The sequence below is a fragment of the Mesorhizobium sp. Arg314 genome (assembly GCF_053714275.1).
Map to the genome: position 1 here is coordinate 1 of NZ_JBSKBP010000019.1, position 19,500 is coordinate 19,500.

At 59.6% G+C, this 19,500-nt stretch carries 16 protein-coding genes, 1 tRNA gene and 2 pseudogenes; 4 read left to right on the forward strand and 15 right to left on the reverse strand.

The genetic code is table 11. The features are described from left to right. Nucleotides 1-161: 161 nt before the first annotated feature. From ACWGS9_RS20335 to ACWGS9_RS20360, 6 genes are all read right to left on the reverse strand, one after another. Nucleotides 162-3,137, reverse strand: a complete 2,976-nt coding sequence (locus tag ACWGS9_RS20335) for an amino acid adenylation domain-containing protein (protein ID WP_454506919.1) — start codon at nt 3,135-3,137, stop codon at nt 162-164. A gap of 38 nt (nt 3,138-3,175) precedes the next feature. Beyond that, entirely contained in the window at nt 3,176-4,207 is a 1,032-nt protein-coding gene (locus ACWGS9_RS20340; protein ID WP_454506920.1) for a TubC N-terminal docking domain-related protein, read from the reverse strand. Between the two features lie 90 nt (nt 4,208-4,297). After that, the gene (locus tag ACWGS9_RS20345) at nt 4,298-4,909 is read right to left on the reverse strand and encodes a 4'-phosphopantetheinyl transferase family protein (RefSeq protein WP_454506921.1); all 612 of its coding nucleotides are present in this window, start codon (nt 4,907-4,909) and stop codon (nt 4,298-4,300) included. A 524-nt stretch (nt 4,910-5,433) separates the two neighbouring features. Beyond that, a tRNA-Asn gene (locus ACWGS9_RS20350) sits at nt 5,434-5,518 on the reverse strand. Nucleotides 5,519-5,646: 128 nt separating this feature from the next. Continuing rightward, complete coding sequence (locus ACWGS9_RS20355; protein WP_454506922.1) at nt 5,647-6,789, reverse strand: GNAT family N-acetyltransferase; 1,143 nt, start codon at nt 6,787-6,789, stop codon at nt 5,647-5,649. Nucleotides 6,790-7,100: 311 nt separating this feature from the next. Beyond that, nucleotides 7,101-8,924, reverse strand: a complete 1,824-nt coding sequence (locus ACWGS9_RS20360; RefSeq protein ID WP_454506923.1) for a polysaccharide biosynthesis/export family protein — start codon at nt 8,922-8,924, stop codon at nt 7,101-7,103. A 655-nt stretch (nt 8,925-9,579) separates the two neighbouring features. Here ACWGS9_RS20360 and ACWGS9_RS20365 point away from each other — a divergent pair. Then, nucleotides 9,580-10,413 carry a LuxR C-terminal-related transcriptional regulator gene (locus tag ACWGS9_RS20365; protein WP_454506924.1) on the forward strand — a complete coding sequence of 278 codons (834 nt, stop codon included), beginning with the start codon at nt 9,580-9,582 and terminating at the stop codon, nt 10,411-10,413. 350 nt (nt 10,414-10,763) lie between these two features. Beyond that, nucleotides 10,764-11,120, forward strand: a complete 357-nt coding sequence (locus ACWGS9_RS20370) for a hypothetical protein (RefSeq protein ID WP_454506925.1) — start codon at nt 10,764-10,766, stop codon at nt 11,118-11,120. Nucleotides 11,121-11,374: 254 nt separating this feature from the next. On the opposite strand, the gene ACWGS9_RS20375 is transcribed toward ACWGS9_RS20370, so the two are convergent. Together ACWGS9_RS20375 and ACWGS9_RS20380 are read right to left on the reverse strand one after the other, a co-directional pair. Continuing rightward, on the reverse strand, nt 11,375-12,121 hold the full coding sequence (locus ACWGS9_RS20375; RefSeq protein WP_454506996.1) for a LuxR C-terminal-related transcriptional regulator: 747 nt from the start codon (nt 12,119-12,121) through the stop codon (nt 11,375-11,377). A gap of 330 nt (nt 12,122-12,451) precedes the next feature. Then, entirely contained in the window at nt 12,452-13,177 is a 726-nt protein-coding gene (locus ACWGS9_RS20380; protein ID WP_454506926.1) for a Crp/Fnr family transcriptional regulator, read from the reverse strand. Between the two features lie 968 nt (nt 13,178-14,145). On the opposite strand from ACWGS9_RS20380, the gene ACWGS9_RS20385 reads away from it, so the two are divergent. Next, nucleotides 14,146-14,616 (forward strand): hypothetical protein, encoded by a 471-nt coding sequence (locus tag ACWGS9_RS20385; RefSeq protein ID WP_454506927.1) that lies wholly within the window; start codon nt 14,146-14,148, stop codon nt 14,614-14,616. A gap of 46 nt (nt 14,617-14,662) precedes the next feature. Then, nucleotides 14,663-15,661 (forward strand): tRNA dihydrouridine(20/20a) synthase DusA, encoded by a 999-nt coding sequence (gene dusA / locus ACWGS9_RS20390; protein WP_454506928.1) that lies wholly within the window; start codon nt 14,663-14,665, stop codon nt 15,659-15,661. Between the two features lie 21 nt (nt 15,662-15,682). On the opposite strand, the pseudogene ACWGS9_RS20395 reads toward dusA, so the two are convergent. From ACWGS9_RS20395 to bufB, 7 genes and pseudogenes are all read right to left on the reverse strand, one after another. Continuing rightward, nucleotides 15,683-15,826, reverse strand: a pseudogene (locus ACWGS9_RS20395) (GDCCVxC domain-containing (seleno)protein); the annotation flags it as partial. An 18-nt stretch (nt 15,827-15,844) separates the two neighbouring features. After that, a pseudogene (locus ACWGS9_RS20400) lies at nt 15,845-16,030 on the reverse strand (mercuric transporter MerT family protein); the annotation flags it as partial. Nucleotides 16,031-16,110: 80 nt separating this feature from the next. Continuing rightward, nucleotides 16,111-16,767, reverse strand: coding sequence for an NrsF family protein (locus ACWGS9_RS20405; protein ID WP_454506929.1), 657 nt, complete (start codon nt 16,765-16,767; stop codon nt 16,111-16,113). Then, nucleotides 16,764-17,285 carry a sigma-70 family RNA polymerase sigma factor gene (locus tag ACWGS9_RS20410; RefSeq protein ID WP_454506930.1) on the reverse strand — a complete coding sequence of 174 codons (522 nt, stop codon included), beginning with the start codon at nt 17,283-17,285 and terminating at the stop codon, nt 16,764-16,766. Before ACWGS9_RS20410 ends, ACWGS9_RS20405 begins: the two co-directional genes overlap by 4 nt. An 80-nt stretch (nt 17,286-17,365) precedes the next feature. Further along, nucleotides 17,366-17,791 (reverse strand): DoxX family protein, encoded by a 426-nt coding sequence (locus ACWGS9_RS20415; RefSeq protein ID WP_454506997.1) that lies wholly within the window; start codon nt 17,789-17,791, stop codon nt 17,366-17,368. A 56-nt stretch (nt 17,792-17,847) separates the two neighbouring features. After that, nucleotides 17,848-18,639 carry an HvfC/BufC N-terminal domain-containing protein gene (locus ACWGS9_RS20420; RefSeq protein WP_454506931.1) on the reverse strand — a complete coding sequence of 264 codons (792 nt, stop codon included), beginning with the start codon at nt 18,637-18,639 and terminating at the stop codon, nt 17,848-17,850. After that, the gene (bufB, locus tag ACWGS9_RS20425) at nt 18,623-19,486 is read right to left on the reverse strand and encodes an MNIO family bufferin maturase (RefSeq protein ID WP_454506932.1); all 864 of its coding nucleotides are present in this window, start codon (nt 19,484-19,486) and stop codon (nt 18,623-18,625) included. Before bufB ends, ACWGS9_RS20420 begins: the two co-directional genes overlap by 17 nt. Nucleotides 19,487-19,500 lie beyond the last annotated feature (14 nt).

The window sequence follows — 19,500 nt, forward strand, 5'->3', positions numbered from 1 at the left end:
TCGCGCAACGCCTCATATTCGCCCGCCAGCCAAGGCAGCCCCGGTCCTTTCGGCGAAACCCAAGCTTTGTCCATCATCTTCATCCGCTCTGCTATGCAGTCCAACGCAAAAGCTTCCGTCCGGATTGGTGCCCAAAGGCCATTCGCGGGCCTTCCCGCAAGCTAGAGTTCGATTTCCTCTCTCGGTCCTTCCGAGACTGAAGAGGCTCTGGAATCGGCGACCCAGAGCATTCCGTCGATCACTTCCGCCAGTCCGGCCACTGTCGGGCGCTCGAAGAGGTTGCGAAGCTGCACGTCGACGCCAAAGGTCTGCCGCATGCGCGACACAGCCCGCATCACCAGGAGCGACTCCCCGCCCAGTCCGAAGAAGTTGTCGTCACGGCCGATCGCCTCGACCTTCAGGAGATCGCACCACAGCGCGGCCAACGCCTTCTCGGTCTCCGTCGAGGGGGCGGCGAAGTCTTGCGCAGGCTGAATGTTTTCCGCCGTCGGCTCGGGAAGCGCGGAGCGGTCGATCTTGCCGTTGGACGTAAGTGGCATCCGTTCGAGGCGGACATAGTGTGTCGGAATCATGGGCTCCAAGAGTTCTTCGGCGAGGTGGGCGCGCAGGTCCGCCACGGTCAGGGGTTTCGACGAGACGTAGTAGGCCACAAGTCGTGCGATGCCATCTTCGGCCGCTGGCGGTTCGACATAGCCGATTTGGGCCATAATCTCCTTGATGCGGGCTACATCCAACTCATCGTTGAGTTCGTTAATCGCTTCATCGCGCGTCTTCTGGCCGAGGCGCACATCCCAGCTATAGGGGAGGGCGTAGTTGTGATGTCCCCGTTGCTTCTTGTGAACGTAGATCCCGACATCGTTGATGAGGCAGTTGGTGGAGCGTCCTGTATCCGCAGGCCGATTCCATCCCGCCTGCGTCTTCAGGAAGTCGAGCATGTCCTCCAGAGAGACGCTCCAGTAGCGGTAGAAGTCGATGAACTTCACTTCCTCGAATATTGAGTCGTTCCGGAAGGCATCCACGTCGAGGTAGTGCGACACAGCGTCCTCGCGGCGGTGATACTCCTTGCGCGCCTCGGCGATGAGCGCGTCCAGACGGGCCGGATCGTAGTCGTCCCGCTTGAAGACCTCCTCGGTCAGGCGCGTCTCAAAGAACTGGCCGCGGGACAACCCCGTCACGATGTACCCGATCCCTCGTTCGCGGGCGACGTTCGTGGCCAGGGTGTAGATCGTCTTGAAGCAGCCGTTGCAGACGTTCGCGAACCGTTTCAGGCTGTCGACGAAGATCTCGTTCATATGCGGCGTGCCCCCCCAATGGTGGTCCACGCCGAGGGAGTTCACGAGCCGCCTGATATTGGCCTTGGCTCCTTCCGAAAGGAAACCGTTGTCGAGGGTGAAGGCAAGCGGCTTCACCCCCATGGCGACCAGCTTGCACAGCATAAAACTGCTGTCTTTGCCGCCGCTCAACAGCACGATGCAGTCGTAAGGTCCCTTCCGGTTAGTGTGCATCTCCGCGATGAGAATCTGGAGGTCATCCGAGGTCTTGAAATAGGTCTGCGCCTTGTCGACATAGGTGTCGAAGGCCCGGCATAGATTGCAGATGCCTGCCTCATCGAACGTTGTGCCGGGCAGGCCGGACTCAACACCGCACCGTTCGCAATAACGCATTTGTGTCGCTGGTTTCGTCCTCGATGTGGCGATAGCAGCGACAGCGCATTGCTGAACGTGCGGGTGCCCCAGAAGCCGCGCTTCGACCTCGCCCAGTTCGACACGCGCGCCACCAACCTTCACCTGATGATCGGCGCGGCCGAGAAAGTCCAGGCGCCCTCCCGAGTTCCAGCGGGCGACATCGCCCGTCTTGTACAGCCGCAGCTTCGAAAACCCATCTCGAGGATCGGTGACCGTGAGGAAACGCTCGTCGGTCAGGTCAGGGCGATTGAAATAGCCTCTCGCGAGACCGTCACCGGCAATAAATATCTCACCGATGATGCCGGGCACGGTGGGCTGATATGCCTTGTCGAGGACGTAGATGCCCGCATTGGCAGCCGGAACGCCGATTGGCACCGATGCGGATTTATCCCGGTCGATGTCGAAACGGTGAATCATGCAGCCCACGGTGGCTTCTGTTGGTCCGTACTCGTTGTAGACTTCGATTGGATGGGGAATGGCTTTCGTGATATCGCGAGCCAACTCGGTTTTGAAGTCCTCGCCACCCACGATGAACTTGCGCAGCCTTGTGGTCTCAAGATTGCGCTCGCGAATCATCGCGAGATGCGCCGGCGTCAGCTTCATGATATCGACGGCATTGTCGTCGATGACCTTGAGCACGACCATGCTCTGGACTCCAGGATCTCCAAGATAGACCACGATGCGGCCGCCGGTGATGAGTGGCGTAAAGAGCGTCGTAACGGTCAGGTCGAAGGCGAGGGATGAGAAAAGGGGCCAGGCGACACCTTCGCTGGAACCGTACACCCGAGCGGCCCACCAGATGTAGTTCACCAAGTTCCGATGCTCAATCACGACGCCCTTGGGCGTGCCGGTCGAGCCGGAGGTGTAGATGATATAGGCGGCGCTGTCTGGAGTGGCAGCGGACGGTCGGGTTGAGTCGGGCTGATTCAATATCGACCCGAAATCGGCGTCGAGCACGAAAATGTCGGCAAGGCTCGGGGAAATAACGGATTGAAGGCGCGCCTGAGTGATCGCCACCGGCGCCCGCCCGTCCGTCCCGTCGGCAATGTCTTTCAGGATTGTTGCGAGACGCCCCTTCGGCGTTTCCGCATCCACCGGCACATAGGCCGCGCCGGATCTCAGGATGCCCAAGATCGCGACGACGACCTCAATGGAGTGCTCCATGAACACAACGACAACCCGACCCGGCCCAACGCCGGTCGAACTCAGATGCGTGGCCATCTGGTTGGAGCGTTCGTCGAGCTGCTGGTACGTGAGCGTTGCGTCGCCGAAGCGGATCGCTTCGGCGTTAGGACTACGCGTCGCCTGGTCGCGGAAGAGATCGATGATCGTCCTGTCCGACGGATAGGGCGCTGCCGTGGCGTTGTACTTGACCACCAGCGCCTCACGATCGGCATCTTTCGGCAGGGGAAGCGCTACGCCCTTCGCCACGATAGGTAGGACTTCATTCATGAGATACGCTCCCCATCGCGGAAATCAAAAACATCAAATCACGTCAATCGTTCTGCTTTTTGGCTTGCCTGGCGATAAAGTTCTGCAATGGCAGGTGCGTCCGGTTCCTCCAGCATAAGCGCCTCATTGCAGTCCTCGGGCCCGAAATAAAATTCGGCATGGGGCACCGCTCGAAGCCATCTGTGCGGTGCTGCACCCGAACGCAGCCAGGCCTTGTTCGGAAGGAATATGCATACTCGACCCGAATACGGAGTGGGAATGTAGCGCCGCAAAGCCGTGATCGCGGTGGATTTGAGTCGAGCTCTGCTCGCCAGCACCGGATCCGTCGCAACAGGCTCTTTGCTTTCGCGGACGAGGGACACGAGGGCGGCGTGGAGGGGCTCGACGAGATTCCGGAGGCGACTGCCGAAATATCTGAGACGGGCGCCGAATGTCGGCAGCTTGGCCATCTCTCGCAGGAACGAATCGACCCTACGCTTGGTAAAGAAATACAGCAGACGCGGCAGCTTCTGATAGGTGGCGGGATGAAGAGGGCCGAAGAGCGCTATGCATGGGACCTCCGCTCCGCGTTGACCCAGGATTTTCGCCAGTTCGAAAGCGGTTGCAGCGCCGGAGCAGTAACCGGCGATGATGTAGGGACCGGTGGGCTGATATTCGACAATCTGGCGGGCGAAGTACTCGGCGATATCCTCCACGCGGTCCATTGGCTCGCTCTGCCCATCGAAACCTGACGGTTGAAGTGCGTAAAACGGTTGATCGCCGCCTAGGTGCTTCGACAGGTCCGAGAATGAGAAGGGCGCCCCGATATGCCCGGGTACCGCGTAAATGGGCGTGCGTGTTCCGTGAGACTGGAGCGGAATGATTGCAGGCTGTTGCCGGGCCGCCGCCTTGGCCATGTTCAGAAACGCGATGATCTCGCCCTTCCGGTCCCGCAACTGGTCACGGAACTCCGCCGTCAATGCGCCAACTGGGGCGTTGCACCGCAGCCGGTCGCCCTCTACCCAGACCTTGATGTCCTTGACCGCGAGGTCCGCGAGAAGCTCCGGGAACTGCATCCTGTCCGCCGCCATAGGGCTCCTCGTCTGTCCAACTCCTCGTCTAGCTGCAGTGCATCGTAAGTGAATGATGGCATCGCCGACATTTCAATTCCGGACTACCACTCAATTCCGGACTGCCACGGTCCCGATGTACCCGGGTTTTGGTACGAAGCTAAGGACAGCCCAATCCCCTTCCTCCCAAGAAAGGGGCTGTCCTAAACCGCACCCAAGGGCCTTTGAGACAGCCTCCAGCCGGGTCCAGCGCCGGAGGAAGCCTTCCGGCCGGTCTTGCGGGCCAAGGGCGGTGTAAGACCGGTACTCGGAGGTGGAAAAGCAGCGCGCTGCAATCTCGTCAGCTTCGGGCACAGGGAGAACGGCCTCGATGTCCACCCCGACCTCCTCCCTGGTCGAGAGGGCGACGACCGCGACATCTCCGGATCGTGAGACGCTGAAGCGCAAATCGCGAGCAGGCATGCGTCGCGAGAGGTAGGGTTTGCCTAGGCTTCCATATTCTAGTTCGAGGTCGGACGGCGAGATTCCCAGTTTGGAAGCGAGGACCCGGCGCAGCAGCCCACGGGTAGCTTCAAAGCGGCGGCGATCCCGCTCCAGTCTCAACCCATCGGCGCGCCGACGTTCCTCTTCGTTGAGGCAAACGCCTATCTCGCGGATGACGTTCTGCTCCGCGTCGAGCATGAATGCCAGGACCTCCAAACCATCTTTCTCGAGCACCGGCATTATGATCCCGGGTCTCAGCCCGACTTTATCCAAAGAGTATGAAGGGGGCGGCTCCGGCTCCACAGGAGCGCCAGAAAATTGGATGAACTCGAGCACGGGGCAGTCAGAAGTCATACGTGGCTCCCGATCGCTGGGAACGCTCATGCGCATAAGAACGGCAGCGCCGTTTATGCCAATTCCCGATGAAACAATCACGTAAGGGCGAAAGCAAGGAGCGGCAGGTAGATATTTTGATGTATGGATGGGGCTATAAAGCCCCTAGAAATGCTGCTGCTGCGAGGGGCTCCCGGAGGCGAAACGGCCAAATTGATCTTGACACCAATCTTGGCAATGAACTCGCGCACAGTGATCTCGCTGTTCTGACGAGTAGGCTGCTGACCAAAGTTACTTGGATGCGGAATCGCGTCAGATCAAGGCAGTCTCCACGCGTCGCTTGCGATGCCACCGTCAGTTAAGATCCAATTCGGATTACCTCTTCTGACTAATCGATCGGCTATGGCGGCTACGTTGCGACTTAGAATCTATGGCTCCAGCGGTAGGAGTCGAACCTACAAGCCTCGCGGCGTCGCATCAACAGTGCGGTGCGTCTACCAATTCCGCCACGCTGAAACATAGATTAGACAAATCCAACCTCTCCTTGGTCCTCCCTAGCCGAAGAGCCGACCCGCCGCTTCAAGGTCTAAGAGCCTGCCTCAAAGACTTGATCAGAGTGGCAGCTCCCTTTTTTGGTCGACACCTCAAGCCGCGGCCTGTCTCACATGAGTAGCAATGGTCCCTAGCACCCCCTTGGCGCCGCGCAGTTTTGCCTCGATGCGGCGCTCTGGACTGTCTCTGCCTATTGCGATCCATCGCAAAGGGTGCTCCGCATTGGCCAGGTGTGACTTGTGCCCGGCGGGGCCCGCTAGAAAATCGTAGCCGCACTCCCCGCGTCCGATGCTGTCCTCAATAGCCAGCACATGGCTGATAAGCCCGGGTTTGAGCCGGCCGTCGCGCTCAAACAGAAAGCCGCTTTGATAGTTGAGAACACGCCCGTCATGGACGAAGTTGTACAAGATTCCAATTGTCTGGTCCCCAACCAACGTCCGTGAGATGCGGACGGTCCCCGTGGGAACTCCGCGGGCAATGAGGTCCTCGTGAAACCGACGGAAGCTCGGATTGGCAAAGGATCCCTTGTGTCTCCACCGCGCCTGATGAAGCTCGGCGAGCAAATCAAACGCGACGAGCGCCTCAGCCGTCGCTTCCAGCGTCCGGAACTCAATCGGGCCGCGTTCCGCATACAACCGCATGGCACGGCTTACCGCTTGGCGAGTATTGCGGCCCAATGTGGCGCGGTAATTTCCGCCTTTCTGACGGACTTTGGTGAAATCAATCCATCGTGCCGTATCTACCGATTTGACCTCGGTAAGGAACCCAGCCCGCCCCGCGGTGCGACAAGCGGCTAGCTCAAAGTCCTGATCAATTCCGGAGAGCACCAGCTGGTCGGAGCAGCGCAAGTGATGTGCCAAGGCCTCGAGGCATGCCACCCTAGTGGCATCGGCCAGGGATCGCTCCGCAAGAATATTGTTGTACTCGATGAACAATCGATCGAAACGAACGTCTCCGGTTTCATTGAGAAGCCAACGCGCCCGCGCATGCGGCCCGAAACTCCACGCCCTCCGCCGGCAAATAATCGCCAAGCCAACGATCTTACTTGACGTCCGAGCGACTAAAACGTGTGGTTGCGCACCCGCCGGGAGATGCCGTAGCCACGTTCCGATCCACAGCCAGGACAGATAGAATGAGTGAGTGGCTCGCGCTTCGAGCTCCTTCCAATCGGTCTCAAGTTTCGCAATGTTCTGCAAGGTCTCCACATTAACGTCGATCACCGTATCCTGAGGCATGGCATGCTCGTCTGAAGCCGCACGATAGTGCTTCGCATTGAAATCTGAGATGTAGCGATTGATAACTGAGAGATGTAGCGAGATCCTGACATACTCCCCCCTCTTTCGAATACTTTCCGGTGGAATAGTTTTCCACCATGCTATTACGTTGAAGCAAGGCCAAAGAACAAGCAAATGAGTCCCCTCTAAAAGAGGCAGCTTCGGTCTTCGAACACCATGCCGTCAGCTAAGTAATTTGCCAACACTACGCTACGATTTCAGCGGACGCCGGCTGGCCCGCCATGCCCAGGGCAAAACCTTTTTGCCAGGCGTCAATTCGGACTAATCATCTGATCAGCTAGCACGCGCCCAGGCCCTACTTCGTTGAGAGTGCTCGCGGCCGGCAAGTTGTCGCCGGTCGGCAACGAGGTTGGGACCGGCGAGCCGGCTGGCTCTCTTGGCTGGCTTTCGCCCGCGCTTATGTTGACCAGGTCGCCTGGCCGCAACAGGGTCATCCCGTCGGACTCGATGCTGACCGGCCCGGTTGGCGATTGCCGCACGATTTGATAGGTTACCCTGTTCGCGTCCGCCGTGAACTGGGCCGCAAACTGGGCGCGGGTCACCGGCAACGTGTACAGGACGCCTTCGCTGGCGTTCAAGTCGCGCACATTGGTCGCGATCTGGCCCTCCGTCGTCTCAAGCTCGACCTCAAGATCGTTCCTGTGGTCGGCGCGGGTTTGTAACACCTCAGCCTCCAGCGAAGCGACGCGCTGCTTGGCGCTCGAGTACTGGTTGAGGGCGTCCCGCCGACGCTGTTCCGCGTCAGACAGCTCGGCCTGGGCCTGGTCCATCATCGTCACGTTGAGAACTTTGCGGTTCACGAGCGTTTGCATATTGTTGACGCGCTCCTGGCGCAGCTTGACGAGTTCGTCTAGCGATTCCGTGTGTCCATACGCGACGACGTCCTGCTTGGCTGCCTCCAGCGCCGTCAAGGTCGCGCGTTCGCGATACTTGCGGGCCATGGTGAGGGCACTACGGCGGTCGCTCTGCTCATTGACGAGATTGGCGGCTTCGGTCGCGCCGGCCAATTCCAGCAACTGGGACGGGATCTTGGGCGCCGTCCCGTCGCGTTCGGCCTCCAGGACGGCTGCGCGCGCGAGCAGTTTCACCATGGCATCGATCGCCCCGCTCCGCTTCTGGGTTTCACGCACGGCTTCGATCTTCTGCCACGGCTCGCTCTGGCCCTCGTTCAGTCCGCCGGCCAGCGCGATGGCGTGTAGGATCGTCATGCCGGGCGCGTACTTGAACGAGCCTGGATTCTTGACCGGCCCCAGTACGTAAATAGGCGAGCGCTCCAGCGACAGGATGTTGACCAGCCCCTTGCGGCCCAGCAGTTCTTTGAATGTTTCCACGAGGTCGTCCTGTACTTGCTGCGCCGACCGGTTGGCGACCGGAATGGAGCCAAGCAAGGGCACGGAAATCGTGCCGTCCTCCTGGACAGTATATTCGCCGCTCAGTTCCGGACGCTGCAGAATGCCGCCCAGGGCCGAGGCCGAGGACGTGCCACCCCACTTGTTTTCCTCGACGTCGACTCGCTCGTAGAACGCGAGCTTTAGGCGGTCGCCGACGCCGAACTGGCTACCGGTTGGCACGTCTGGCGCAATGCCGCGCATTCTGGAGCGCTCGGAATTGGTGGCGACGGCAGGGGCGGTGTTCCTTTCGCTCGACGTCGCAGGAGACGAATCCGGTCCCGTTCTGAGAGTTTTGGAGCCCTCAGCACTAAGGATGGTAGGCGCGGCACTCGGTTCGGTGAGAGCGGCGGCCAACGCATCCCGTCCAGGCACGACCGCGCGGGACGGTTCGGCCATGGTTTGAGCCGGTTGATCTTGCCAGCTGTCGATAGCAGCAGAGACCTTCTGCGCCAGGGCTCCGGAGACGTCCTCGACCCGCTGCGCCAGGGTTCCGGAAACCTCCTGGACCCTCTGCGTCAGGGTTCCGGAAACCTCCTCGACCCTCTGCGCCAGGGCTCCGGAGACGTCCTCGACCTTCTGCATCGCGGGTCCGGAGGCATCCTCGATGGCCTCCCAGTTTCTGATCGCGCCCGCTCCCAGGGCGGCGACGCTAGAGAGCCCCATGACAAGCAGGACGCCCTTCATGCCGCTCCGGGCCGAATGTGACGAGGAAGCGACGGGTTCGGAGACGTGTTCGGAATTGTATTTTGTCTCTATTGCCATGGCGCGTGACCTTCGCTTTTTCAGTGGTGACCATCCCGTCTCGAACTGGTCGAGCCGAGCAAGGCTCCGCTCTATCGTGACCCTTCACCCCCGACGGCACAACTATCCTTTGTGGGCACTCCTTCTGGATAAACACCGCCTGCGCGGACTCGTTCAATGAGCAATTACTGCGCCGCAGAAGAACCTCTTTGACGGCAAACGAGACAAGGCGATCGAACGCGGCGAACAGCCGGGATTGCTCGGCCGACGGAGCGTCTCGAACCGCCCGCGACCCAACATGGATCCGCAGGACGGCTGGGGCATCTCCCAATTTCATCGTCCAAGCTTTGGAGAACGAGGGGATCACCATCTACGCAAACCCGATCGAGGCCTCGGGTTTGAGAATCCGGATAGTCCTCGACGATGCTGCCCTACGCCTAAAGAGGGTATTTTGGCGCCTAAAGAGGGTATCTTGGCATGGGATTTCGTGGCGTAAGGTAATTTAGGCTAAGGAAATTAGGGCGGTTGGCGCGTTGCGTGCCGGGCACGTACACCGGGTCTTAGGGACGTCGAGCGCCACAGATCAGGGGTAGTTGTGATGACAAGGCAATCGTTTGTAACAGTGCTTGCCGGGGCGAACGAATTCCTTCGAGAGGGTCTTATTCGAATCCTGGATGCAGAAAAATTTCGTATTCTCTCCTCTGCGGCTTGTGTTCACGATCTTCTGCAAAAATCGCTACCCCAGCACCGATCCATCCTGCTCATTGTGGATGTCGACGGCACTGGGGGGGATGCCGGATTTGGACAAATTGCAGACTTTAAAGCAATGTATCCGACCAGCCATGTCGTGGCGCTAGCCGATCAGTGTCGATCGAACGATATAGTTTCGGCCTTTCGCGCGGGGGCTGACGCGTATTTGACCAAAACCGCTGCTCGCGAAACCTTCATCAAAGCCATCGAATTGGTTATGCTTGGCCAGACCGTGTTACCTGCAGAGACATCGACTTTTATTCAAGATATTTGGCCTGTTATGAAGTATGATGCGGTGCGTGATTTGGCAAGCGCTGCTGTTGAAATCCAGTACGGTGAGGAGAGAGAGCTGTCAGCTTTGTCGAATCGAGAAAAATGTATTCTTCGTTGCTTGATCGAAGGAGAGTCTAACAAAACTATCGCGCGCAAAATTGACATCGCCGAAGCTACGGTGAAGGTACACGTCAAGGCAATCCTTCGAAAAATTCGGGTCCGCAACCGTACTCAGGCTGCAGTTTGGGCGATGAATCACGGTGTGCTCACTCCCTCGTCCGGCAATGGCCTGTCGGGGAACGAAAAGATTGCCATCCAGCCCTCCCACGATCAGCAAGAGCGGATCGGAGCACAAAAGGGATACCACTTCCTCAAGCATTCATCCGGTGTGACCGCCGCCTCTTCTTGAGATATAGTACCGCCGGGCTGCTCGTGGAGCAGGCCGAGCTTCATGCGAAATCACATGTGCCTGCAGCTAACTCAACGCTCGAAGGACTGGTTCGACCGCGAGACATTCGCTGGGCTCGCCGGGTTGCGCGGAGTCGACTGTTTCGCCACGGCTTTCAGCTCAGGCAGGCCAAATTCTTTGGCAGTTACACCTCGCGAAAAACTAGCGGTGGATCATCGGTGAAAAGGCTTGAACTCGCCCAACGGTGTGCTAACAAAAATTTGTCTGTATCGTCGGGCGAGGGGAAGCAGCCCATTCAAAGCTAACAGATTTTCAACATCCTTTTTTTGAAGTCGAGAGGATGCATCAAGGTGGGCAACGCACAAATGGCTCCTGGATTTTCGCTCAACGAAGCCCGAATTGGAACGGTCGTGGGCGGAGAGTCGGGGCTCCTGGTCTGGAAGTTCGATCAACTGGTTGCAGTCCTTACTCGCATCGACGAGGAGGCCTACTCGACAAAGGGCAAATGGTTCCTCGAGACAGGCTTCGGTTTGCTAAGCGGGCAGCACAAGAATTTCGATACGATCGAGGAAGCCCTGAGCTGGGTGGGCAGACATACCTTCTCTAGTTCAGCGACTGAGCGGTTGAAGCGGATGGACGAGACCGGGGGCGGCGCTGCGCCAGGCCAGCGGCTACCAGCCGAAGATTATATCGGGAGCTTGGCGTGACCGGCTGGTCGGGCGCTCCCGAAGAAAGACGCCACCTTGCGCGGGTTTGTGACCGAATTTAGCGAGCGCGGCCTGAAGGTCGCGCGCTCGGTCTGCGAATTCGTACACGCCCACAAAAAAGGCGCTGACCAGAACTGAGCAGGATCGTGTGGCCGCGCCGCGCCGGCGGGCGCGGTAGGTCCAACATCACGACCGGGTTGAACTAATTTCATTCCGCTCTAATCACTGCAATGAGGATCCTCGACCTGGGATCGTCACTTTCGCAGAGTTCCTTCCGCGAAGAGATCGTTGACCTTGTAGGCGACTTCCGTGCGGTTGGTCGCCTTCAGTTTCTTCATGATGTTTCGGATATGCACCTTCACGGTGCTTTCACGCAGGTTCAGCTCGTAGGCGATGACCTTGTTGGCTTTCCCGCGGCGGAGCGCTTGGGCGACCTCGGCTTGCCTCAGAGTGAACATTCTCGACAAAGGCTGCGTGTCGCGGCTTTCTGACTCGATCAGATGCCGCATGGAGAGAACGCTGCTTGCCGGAACAAAGATACCTCCGGCTGCAGCAAGGTTGATTGCTTCGACACACACATCGATACCGACTGAGGTCGGAATGTAGCCTCGTGCGCCACATTCGATTGCTGCCAATATCTGTGCAAGGTCCTCATTGTCCGCCAGGACAACTACAGGGATCAATTTGAACTCAGACGATATGCGCCTGATCTCGTCTGCCGTGACATGATCGGTGACCTTCCGACCGCCAAGGTTGAAGAGTATGGCGACCAGGGGAGGGGCTGAGCCCTTCTTCATGCGCCATTCTTCGATCGAACCCATGGCTGCGACCGCCATGCCAAGTTCGTGGTCTACGAGGGCCGATGCAAGACATTCTCGGTCCAAGGCCCTTCCATCCAGTATGAGAAGGCATTGCTCATGACGAGCATTTTCGGTTCCGTTACTCGAAACCCTTGGCTGATTCAAAGAGGTGTAATTAACCAGTCCAGCTGAGGAACTCATATTACCCACCCTATTGCCCATGAGCCGCCTCCGGCGGCCGACCATCCCTTGTTCCAGAATTTGGAAAAATGATCCTGCCCGTCCAGTTTTAAGGCTGGATCGCTTCATCCTGACCACAAAGCTGTTCCCGCCTACCCCAGCGAAGAACGGCTAACGTACTCTAGGGTGGTATTATTAGCGGTCGCTAACCTAGGTTAATTTTTGGTAAATTTGCGAATAAGCGGTGCCGACCAGGCCTTGAAGACGCCGCGCCACAGGTTCCCAGGCACGCCGCTATGCCTGCTGCTTGAAAACTGATCACGGGAGCATGCTGGATTCGCCAGGAAAAATCTAGCTGAGGTACTCTTTCTCAAACCCGGCCGATTTTACGAGGTTCTTGCGGTTGAGAATCTCGACATGGCCAGCCTTGAACGAGACAAGACCGGCACTGCGGAGTTCCCTCAATGTCCGGTTCACGTGAACGGGGGTCATTCCGAGGATGTCCGCCAGTTCATTCTGAGTGAGAGGGCAGTCATACTTCCCGTGAGCGGACAGGCCAACGTTGGAGAGCCTTTCCTCCAATTCGAGCAGGAAATGGGCGGTCCGGCTCATTGCGTTGCGCCGCCCGACATTCACCAGGTGCTCGGCTAGAATGGCATTCATCCGTGCCAGGGAGTGGGCAATCTTGCTGCCGAAAGTAGCTTCGGACAAGATTCCCTCGACCAAGGCCTTCCTTGGTATCGGGTAAACAGTCGCATCGGTTATGGAGGCTAGCGAAGCGAACCGTGGTCCGTCTACGGAGCGGAAGCCGACAATGTCTCCCGAAAGGGGAGTGTCAACGATCTGCCGTTCTCCGTCCGGCAGCCCGCGGTAGAGCAGGGTCCAGCCTGACTTTACGATGAATATCGTATCGTTGTCGTCATCCTGGCGACATATAATCGAATCGGGTTTGTAGGCTCTTGGGGTAACACCGAGAAAATGGTTGTTGACCCACTCAGCCTTCGACCACGTCCCCCCAACCGGACGTGGGCCTATGAATTGCGACAATGTCTGCATCGAGATCAGCAGTTTCCCCAACCCTACCACAACCTACAATAGTTAATTCTTGAACGCCAGATGTGAGCGGCTTCACAATGAGCAGGCCGTGGTTGCAATGCCCTATGGAAAAGAACACTTCTCCGACGTCTGCAACGCCGCAACGACTTCGAAGTTCCGTATCAGTCTCCTACAGGTGGAGAAATCGAGGGCCGATGTCTTTGCCGGGGGATAGTGCGGCCTTCAGGCGAGGCGGCATTTACAACCACCTAGCTGGCGCATTTCGCGTCCAAACTCGATTTGGCCGGTTGCGGAAAGTTGCAATTGGGAATTTGCACGCCTGGCGTCGAAAATGGTCGGCGGGTCGGCTACTAATGGATGTCGCCCAGAGTTTGCAGTGGTTCTGGGACAACGACATGCATCAAAACAAAGGCCTAAAGCGCGTGCCCTAAGTCCCTTTCAGCGCGACTCGCTTTGGGCCACCGCAGCCGTTGTCGTCGAATGCATATAACATTTCGGTCTTCAGGCGTTTCCCAAAGGGGCGGCCTTGCTCAGCCATTGAGGATCGAGAGCAGTATCGCCGGGATGAATAGGGGCTTCGAAGGCATCGATCAGGGTTTTTGCTGCCCTGCCTGCAAGGTGGGATTCCGCGTACCTGGCTCGGACGGCCCGGGCGCGGTCGTAAACTTCTTTGAGTTGCCGGACCTCCTTGGCCCCCAACGTCCCACGCATAATTTGCCTAGCCATACCGTTTCTCCTTCTGCGTTGGAACGGCGAGCATATCGCCGTCGTTGCCTATCAGCACTGGCCTCCGCGCCCGCGCGCGAAGAGACGGGCCAACCTTGGCAGCCTGTGATCACCTGCAAAACCAACGCGCCCGGTCTCGTCAGCCAGTTCCTCGCGACTTTTGGCAAGCATCTTTTCGCGCCTAACGCCCAGACAGCCGTCCGAGTGAGAATGGAGTTTACATGGTGGCGAAGTCTCCGGGCATCCGCCCTGGCTAAGCTTTAATGCTTACCGCCGGGCCTCGCGTGCATCAGGTTCCTTCGGAAAGCGTATCTGTTGCCATCCTTCTGCTGCCGGATGTTAGCTACGTCCTTTGGCTCCCCGCGGTGCGGCGGAAAGAAGCAGCGCAGTTCGCATGGAAAAAGGACCGAAGGACAAATGCCGCCAAGCATGGACTTGCCTACGCCGCACATGTCGTCGATATGAAGGTCGATAAGTTCGCCGAAGGTTTTCAGGCGCGCTATACGGGACTTGGTCGGCGTCTCACCGCGATCGACCTGGCGCTCGGTTTCGGTTGCCCAGCGCCGTGCGTCGTCCCGGCGAAGGAAGGTCCAGCTGACGTAGCGACCTTTGCGACGGACTTGGACACGCCAGGAGCCGGACGAGAGTTTTGTGCAGGTGGCCATTTTTTCGTGTGCGCTCCCGTGTGCGCCGAGAAGTCGAAACGGGGCGAAAAGCGTCGTATCCTGGCGTAAATTCGTGTGCATTCGGCAGGTTCTAACGATTTGATGTCAAAGAAAAATGCTTAAAAATCAAGATCATAGAGTGGCCGTGGCGCCCATGATGGACTGGACGGACAGGCATTGCCGGTTCTTCCATCGCCGGCTGACGCGCCGCGCGCTGCTATACACCGAGATGGTGGTGGCGGATGCGGTCATCCATGGCGCGCGCGAACGTTTGCTCGGTTTTGACGATGTCGAGCACCCGGTGGCGCTGCAGCTCGGCGGATCGGATCCGGCAAAGCTCGCCGAGGCAGCGCGGATCGGCGAGGCCTTCGGCTATGACGAGATCAACCTCAATGTCGGCTGCCCGTCCGACCGCGTCCAGTCGGGAACGTTCGGCGCCTGCCTGATGAAGACGCCGGTTCTGGTGGCGGAATGCGTCGCGGCGATGAAGGTTTCGGTGAAAATCCCCGTCACGGTCAAATGCCGCATCGGCGTCGACGATCAGGACCCCGAGCCTGCTCTCGACATCCTCGCCGACAGCGTGTTCGCCGCGGGCGCCGACGCGCTCTGGGTGCATGCCCGCAAGGCCTGGCTGGAAGGGCTGAGCCCCAAGGAGAACCGCGATATTCCGCCGCTCGACTATGCGCGCGTCTACCGGTTGAAGGCCAGAAAGCCGAGCGAATTCATCGGCATCAACGGCGGCGTTCAATCGCTCGGCGAGGCGTCCGCGCATCTCGGTCACGTCGACGGCGCGATGCTCGGCCGCGCGGCCTATCATACGCCCGGCATCCTCGCCGACGTCGATGCAGCCTTCTATGGCGAGGCAAACGCCGCCTTCGACTACGCGGCGCTGATTGACGCCATGGCTGGCTATGCCGCGCGCCATATCGAGCGGGGCGGGCGGCTCGGCCACATTACCCGTCATATGGTCGGACTGTTCCACGGCTTGCCTGGCGCGCGCCGCTTCCGGCAGATCCTCTCCACGGATGCGAACAAACCCGGCGCCGGGCCGGAGGTGCTGAAGGCAGCCTTTGCGGCGGTCGATCTCAGCAAGGCTGCGGCTGAAGCCGCCTAACAGGCTGCGACGTCATAGAACTCAGCAGCGGCAATGCCGGCCAGTGGGACCGGACTGCAGCTTCTCCTGTCTCGGCGGACAGGAATGATCACCGTAAGAGCAGAATACGCAACAATCTCCCGGCAGTGGCTTGAGGAGAGTCCTGCAGCTTTCGCATTCGTAGAAATACCGGCAGGCGCAGAGGGAGCCTGGAAGACAGGCGGCTGCTTCGCTGCGGCGGTAGCGCCAGTATCCGAGAGCGATGGAGACGGCTGCGAGCGTGAGGAAGTACGGCTGATAGGGGGCGAGCGCGGTGAGACGCGCGATCCAGGCGCCACTGATCCCCGCGACAGCGAAGGCAAGGGGAAGGATGCAGCAGGCAGAGGCCAGGAGACCTGCCTAGAGCCCGCCAAGAGCGAGCGACAGGGCAGTCCGCGGTGTCGTTGGATTGTTGACGGGCGATGGTGCGATCATTCCGGCATCTCCACGCGATTCGAAACGAACAGGTTGATGGCGCCGCCCGACAATATGATCAGCAATCCGGTGCCAAGATTGAACATCAGAATCTCGATGCTGGCGTCGATTGGATGAAACAGGGTCAGCGCTGCTGCCGTGATTCCAGCGACGGAAAGACTTGCAGCGAAGATCACCGGCGCCGGATTGAAACTGGCGGCGTGGCGAAGCATGAGGCTCAGGGCGAGCGACAAGGGCAGGCTGGTCAGCACCAAGGTGGCGATGCAAGAAGCCGTCTCACCGGGATCTGCACTGCCTGGAACCATCGGGGTCCAGAAGCGCAGGCACTGATAGCCGATCGAGAAAAGCCACAAGACAAGCGGCGGAAGCGGCAGCCACAGCCACCGACGTGAACGGCCGGGGAGGCTGATGAAGAATGCCGCGACCGCGGCGAGGATGCCGGTGAGGACAGCCCCCGTGAGGCTCAAGGCGAAGCGGATATCGGCCATGCGAACAAGGAGACCTGGCCGCCAGCCATGGGCAGCGGCGATCATGGTCAGGATCAACGCGGCCAGAAGCAGGAAACCGGTGGCGCGCAGCAGCGGCGGGCGAAGCCGCCTGACCGGTCTCAGATTGGCCGCAAGCGCAGAAATGAGATCATCCGTCGGGATCATGTTTCATTTCCGCCGTGAAAGAATCGCCGCAGACGCTGGATGGCGCGGTGAGTGGCGATTTTAAGCGCCGCCACGCTCGTACCACTCAGCGCCGAGGCTTCCTTCAGCGACAGCCCTTCGATCTTGGTAAGCCGGACGGCTTCGCGCTGTCCGGCAGGAAGGCGGTCGAGCGCCGCCGCAATCTCATGGATGTTTGTCATGCCCTCAGGGTTCGCGAGCGGATCGGCAAGGGTTTCGTGAACAGGTTCACATTCCGTTTCGAAGGTCCGGCGGCGGCCCTGGCGGCGCAGGCGGTCGATCAGCCTGCGCCGGGCGATTGCCGTAAGCCAGGGACCAAACGGCCGCGCCGGATCATAGGTCCGGCGTACGGCATGCAGACTGAGCAGTATGTCTTGCACTGCATCCTCGACATCGCTGGGACTGCGGTGACAGCGCGCCGCGTGAGCGCGGAGATATGGAGTGATGCTCTCCAGGAGCCGCCGGTAGGCGTCGGCGTCGCCGTCCTGAGCCCTGGCCATGAGGATCGACCAATCCAGCTCCCGTATCTGTGGCGAAGGGGCGGCTCCTGCTCTCACAATCTTCAGCACGGGAGAGGTAGTCATTGCCGATACGCCTCGGACGCAAATCGTCGCGCGATCAGCCGGTCAACGGAAACGGGGCCCGCGCCCAGGGCGATGATGGAGATCGCCATGGCGGCCCAGGGCAGGTGGAAGTTAGCCCAGCCATCGGGCACCACAAGCTGGATGACACCGGTCATTACGAGCATAGCCAGCGCTGCAAAGCGGGCGGCGAGGCCCAGAACCAGCAGCACCGGCAAAACGAGTTCGGAGGTCGCGACCAGATAGGCTACGGCATCCGGCATGGGCAAACCATACTCGGCGCCGAAGATGTGCAACTTGAACTCCTCCTCGAACAGATAGACGGTGCTGTCGGAGAGCTGCAGGAAGCCGTCCCAGCGGGTAAGGCCAGAGCGGAAAAACGGCACCGCGAGCGCTGCCCGCAGAAATAGGGGCGCGACAGCCATGGCAACCGAGGAAAGCCACCTTGTCAGTGTACGGGCGACTTCCAGAGCTGAGATCGTCACGGCTCACCTCCGGCATCCTGTTCGAGGCTCCAACCGACGAAAGCGCCGGCTTCAATCAGCCAGGCCAGCATCGTCCCGAGATCGAAATACGGCGTGGCTTCGAGTGCGGCGATTGCCGCGGCCACCGCTGGCTTTCCGGCGCCGAGAGTCCTGACGAAAGCCGCGGCTCCCGCGGACAGTTGATGCACAACGACTTCTGCGCTCGGGCGGATGATGAGAGCATCTTCGCCGCCAGCTTCGAGATCGACAGCTGCGAGCTCGCCGCCGGCAATGTTCATGTGCCAGATGGTGAGTGCGGGAAACCGCGATTGCGTCACCCGGAGCGAAGGATGGAGCGCCAGTCGGACCAGGGCCAGGTCGTCCTGATCGATGGCGAGGAGGTTGTTGGCGGTAAGCGGCTCCGCATCGGCCGCGTGGTAGGCCTCATTCCAGGCGCGCTCGATTCCCGCCACGTCGGCGAGGTAGGGGAGCGCTGTCGCCGGCTCGAACCCGTCGATGAATTCAGGGAAGCCTTCGCCGTAGCTCGCCATGATGGGAGAATGCGGCGGATGGGCGATCACAAAATGCCTCGCCATGGCACGGAAGAATTCTTCCCCGACGATGCGATGAACCGCTGGATAATTTTCCTTAAGTGTCTCGATCAGGCCGGCCACGACATTGTTGCGATAGACCGCGAACCGACGCGGACTTGGCAAGCCGTCGGGTCCCAAGAGGCCTCGCGGCATGGCGCGGGTAGCATCAAGCAGGGCCAGCGCGAAATCCTGTTGCCGTTCAGCCAATCTTTGCAAGGTGCATCTCCTGCCCAGGCGCGTGAGACGTCATATACGCTTCGGCCCGCATGGCCTCGGCGTGCAGCTCGCTCCATGCTGGCAAATCAGCGTCCCATTCGATCAGCGTTGGTATGGGACCGATTTTGTCGATCGCGTAGGCGTAGAGCTGCCAAACCAGGGGGTCGACGGGCCGGTCGTGCGTATCGATGAGCAGCGGCCGGTGCTTCTCGTCGGTTTCGGGGGTGAAGCCGGCTAGATGTATTTCCTGTACGGCGCCGAGCGGGTAAGCATCTATATAGGCGAAAGGATCCCACTGTTGATTGGTCGACGCGACATGGACGTTGCTGACGTCCAGCAGCAGTCCGCAGCCGGTGCGTCGTTGCACCTCGGTGATGAAATCAGGCTCGGCATAGGTGCTTTCGGCAAAGGCGACGTAGGTGGACGGATTTTCCAGCAGCATCTGGCGGCCGAGTGTTTCCTGCACCTCATCGATGTGTGAAGCGATGCGCTGGAGCGTTTCAGTCGTATAGGGCGTCGGCAGCAGATCATTCAGAAAGGCATCGCCGTGGCTCGACCATGCGAGGTGCTCTGAGAAAAGGCACGGTTGGTAACGGGCGATGAGTTCCTTCAGGCGCCTCAAATGGTCCTGGTCAAGGGGCCTGGCCGCACCGATCGACAGGCCGACGCCGTGCAACGATAGGGGATAGAGCGCGCGGATAGCAGCAAGATAGCGGTGCGGCGGCCCGCCGGCCCCCATATAGTTTTCGGCGTGGACCTCGAAAAATCCGATGTCCGGCGCGGTTTCCAGGATTTCGCGATAGTGCTGCGGCTTAAGTCCCACACCGGCGCGTAGAGGGATAGTCATGATCGGGCTCCCGG

Excerpts from the sequence above, each read along its gene's own strand:
- ACWGS9_RS20365 (WP_454506924.1), top strand. The coding sequence starts at position 9,580 with ATGACAAGGCAATCGTTTGTAACAGTGCTTGCCGGGGCGAACGAATTC.
- ACWGS9_RS20360 (WP_454506923.1), bottom strand. The coding sequence starts at position 8,924 with ATGAAGGGCGTCCTGCTTGTCATGGGGCTCTCTAGCGTCGCCGCCCTG.
- ACWGS9_RS20345 (WP_454506921.1), bottom strand. The coding sequence starts at position 4,909 with ATGCCGGTGCTCGAGAAAGATGGTTTGGAGGTCCTGGCATTCATGCTC.
- ACWGS9_RS20340 (WP_454506920.1), bottom strand. The coding sequence starts at position 4,207 with ATGGCGGCGGACAGGATGCAGTTCCCGGAGCTTCTCGCGGACCTCGCG.
- bufB (WP_454506932.1), bottom strand. The coding sequence starts at position 19,486 with ATGACTATCCCTCTACGCGCCGGTGTGGGACTTAAGCCGCAGCACTAT.
- ACWGS9_RS20385 (WP_454506927.1), top strand. The coding sequence starts at position 14,146 with ATGCTTACCGCCGGGCCTCGCGTGCATCAGGTTCCTTCGGAAAGCGTA.
- dusA (WP_454506928.1), top strand. The coding sequence starts at position 14,663 with ATGCTTAAAAATCAAGATCATAGAGTGGCCGTGGCGCCCATGATGGAC.
- ACWGS9_RS20405 (WP_454506929.1), bottom strand. The coding sequence starts at position 16,767 with ATGATCCCGACGGATGATCTCATTTCTGCGCTTGCGGCCAATCTGAGA.
- ACWGS9_RS20415 (WP_454506997.1), bottom strand. The coding sequence starts at position 17,791 with ATGGCTGTCGCGCCCCTATTTCTGCGGGCAGCGCTCGCGGTGCCGTTT.
- ACWGS9_RS20355 (WP_454506922.1), bottom strand. The coding sequence starts at position 6,789 with ATGCCTCAGGATACGGTGATCGACGTTAATGTGGAGACCTTGCAGAAC.
- ACWGS9_RS20375 (WP_454506996.1), bottom strand. The coding sequence starts at position 12,121 with ATGAGTTCCTCAGCTGGACTGGTTAATTACACCTCTTTGAATCAGCCA.
- ACWGS9_RS20410 (WP_454506930.1), bottom strand. The coding sequence starts at position 17,285 with ATGGCCAGGGCTCAGGACGGCGACGCCGACGCCTACCGGCGGCTCCTG.
- ACWGS9_RS20335 (WP_454506919.1), bottom strand. The coding sequence starts at position 3,137 with ATGAATGAAGTCCTACCTATCGTGGCGAAGGGCGTAGCGCTTCCCCTG.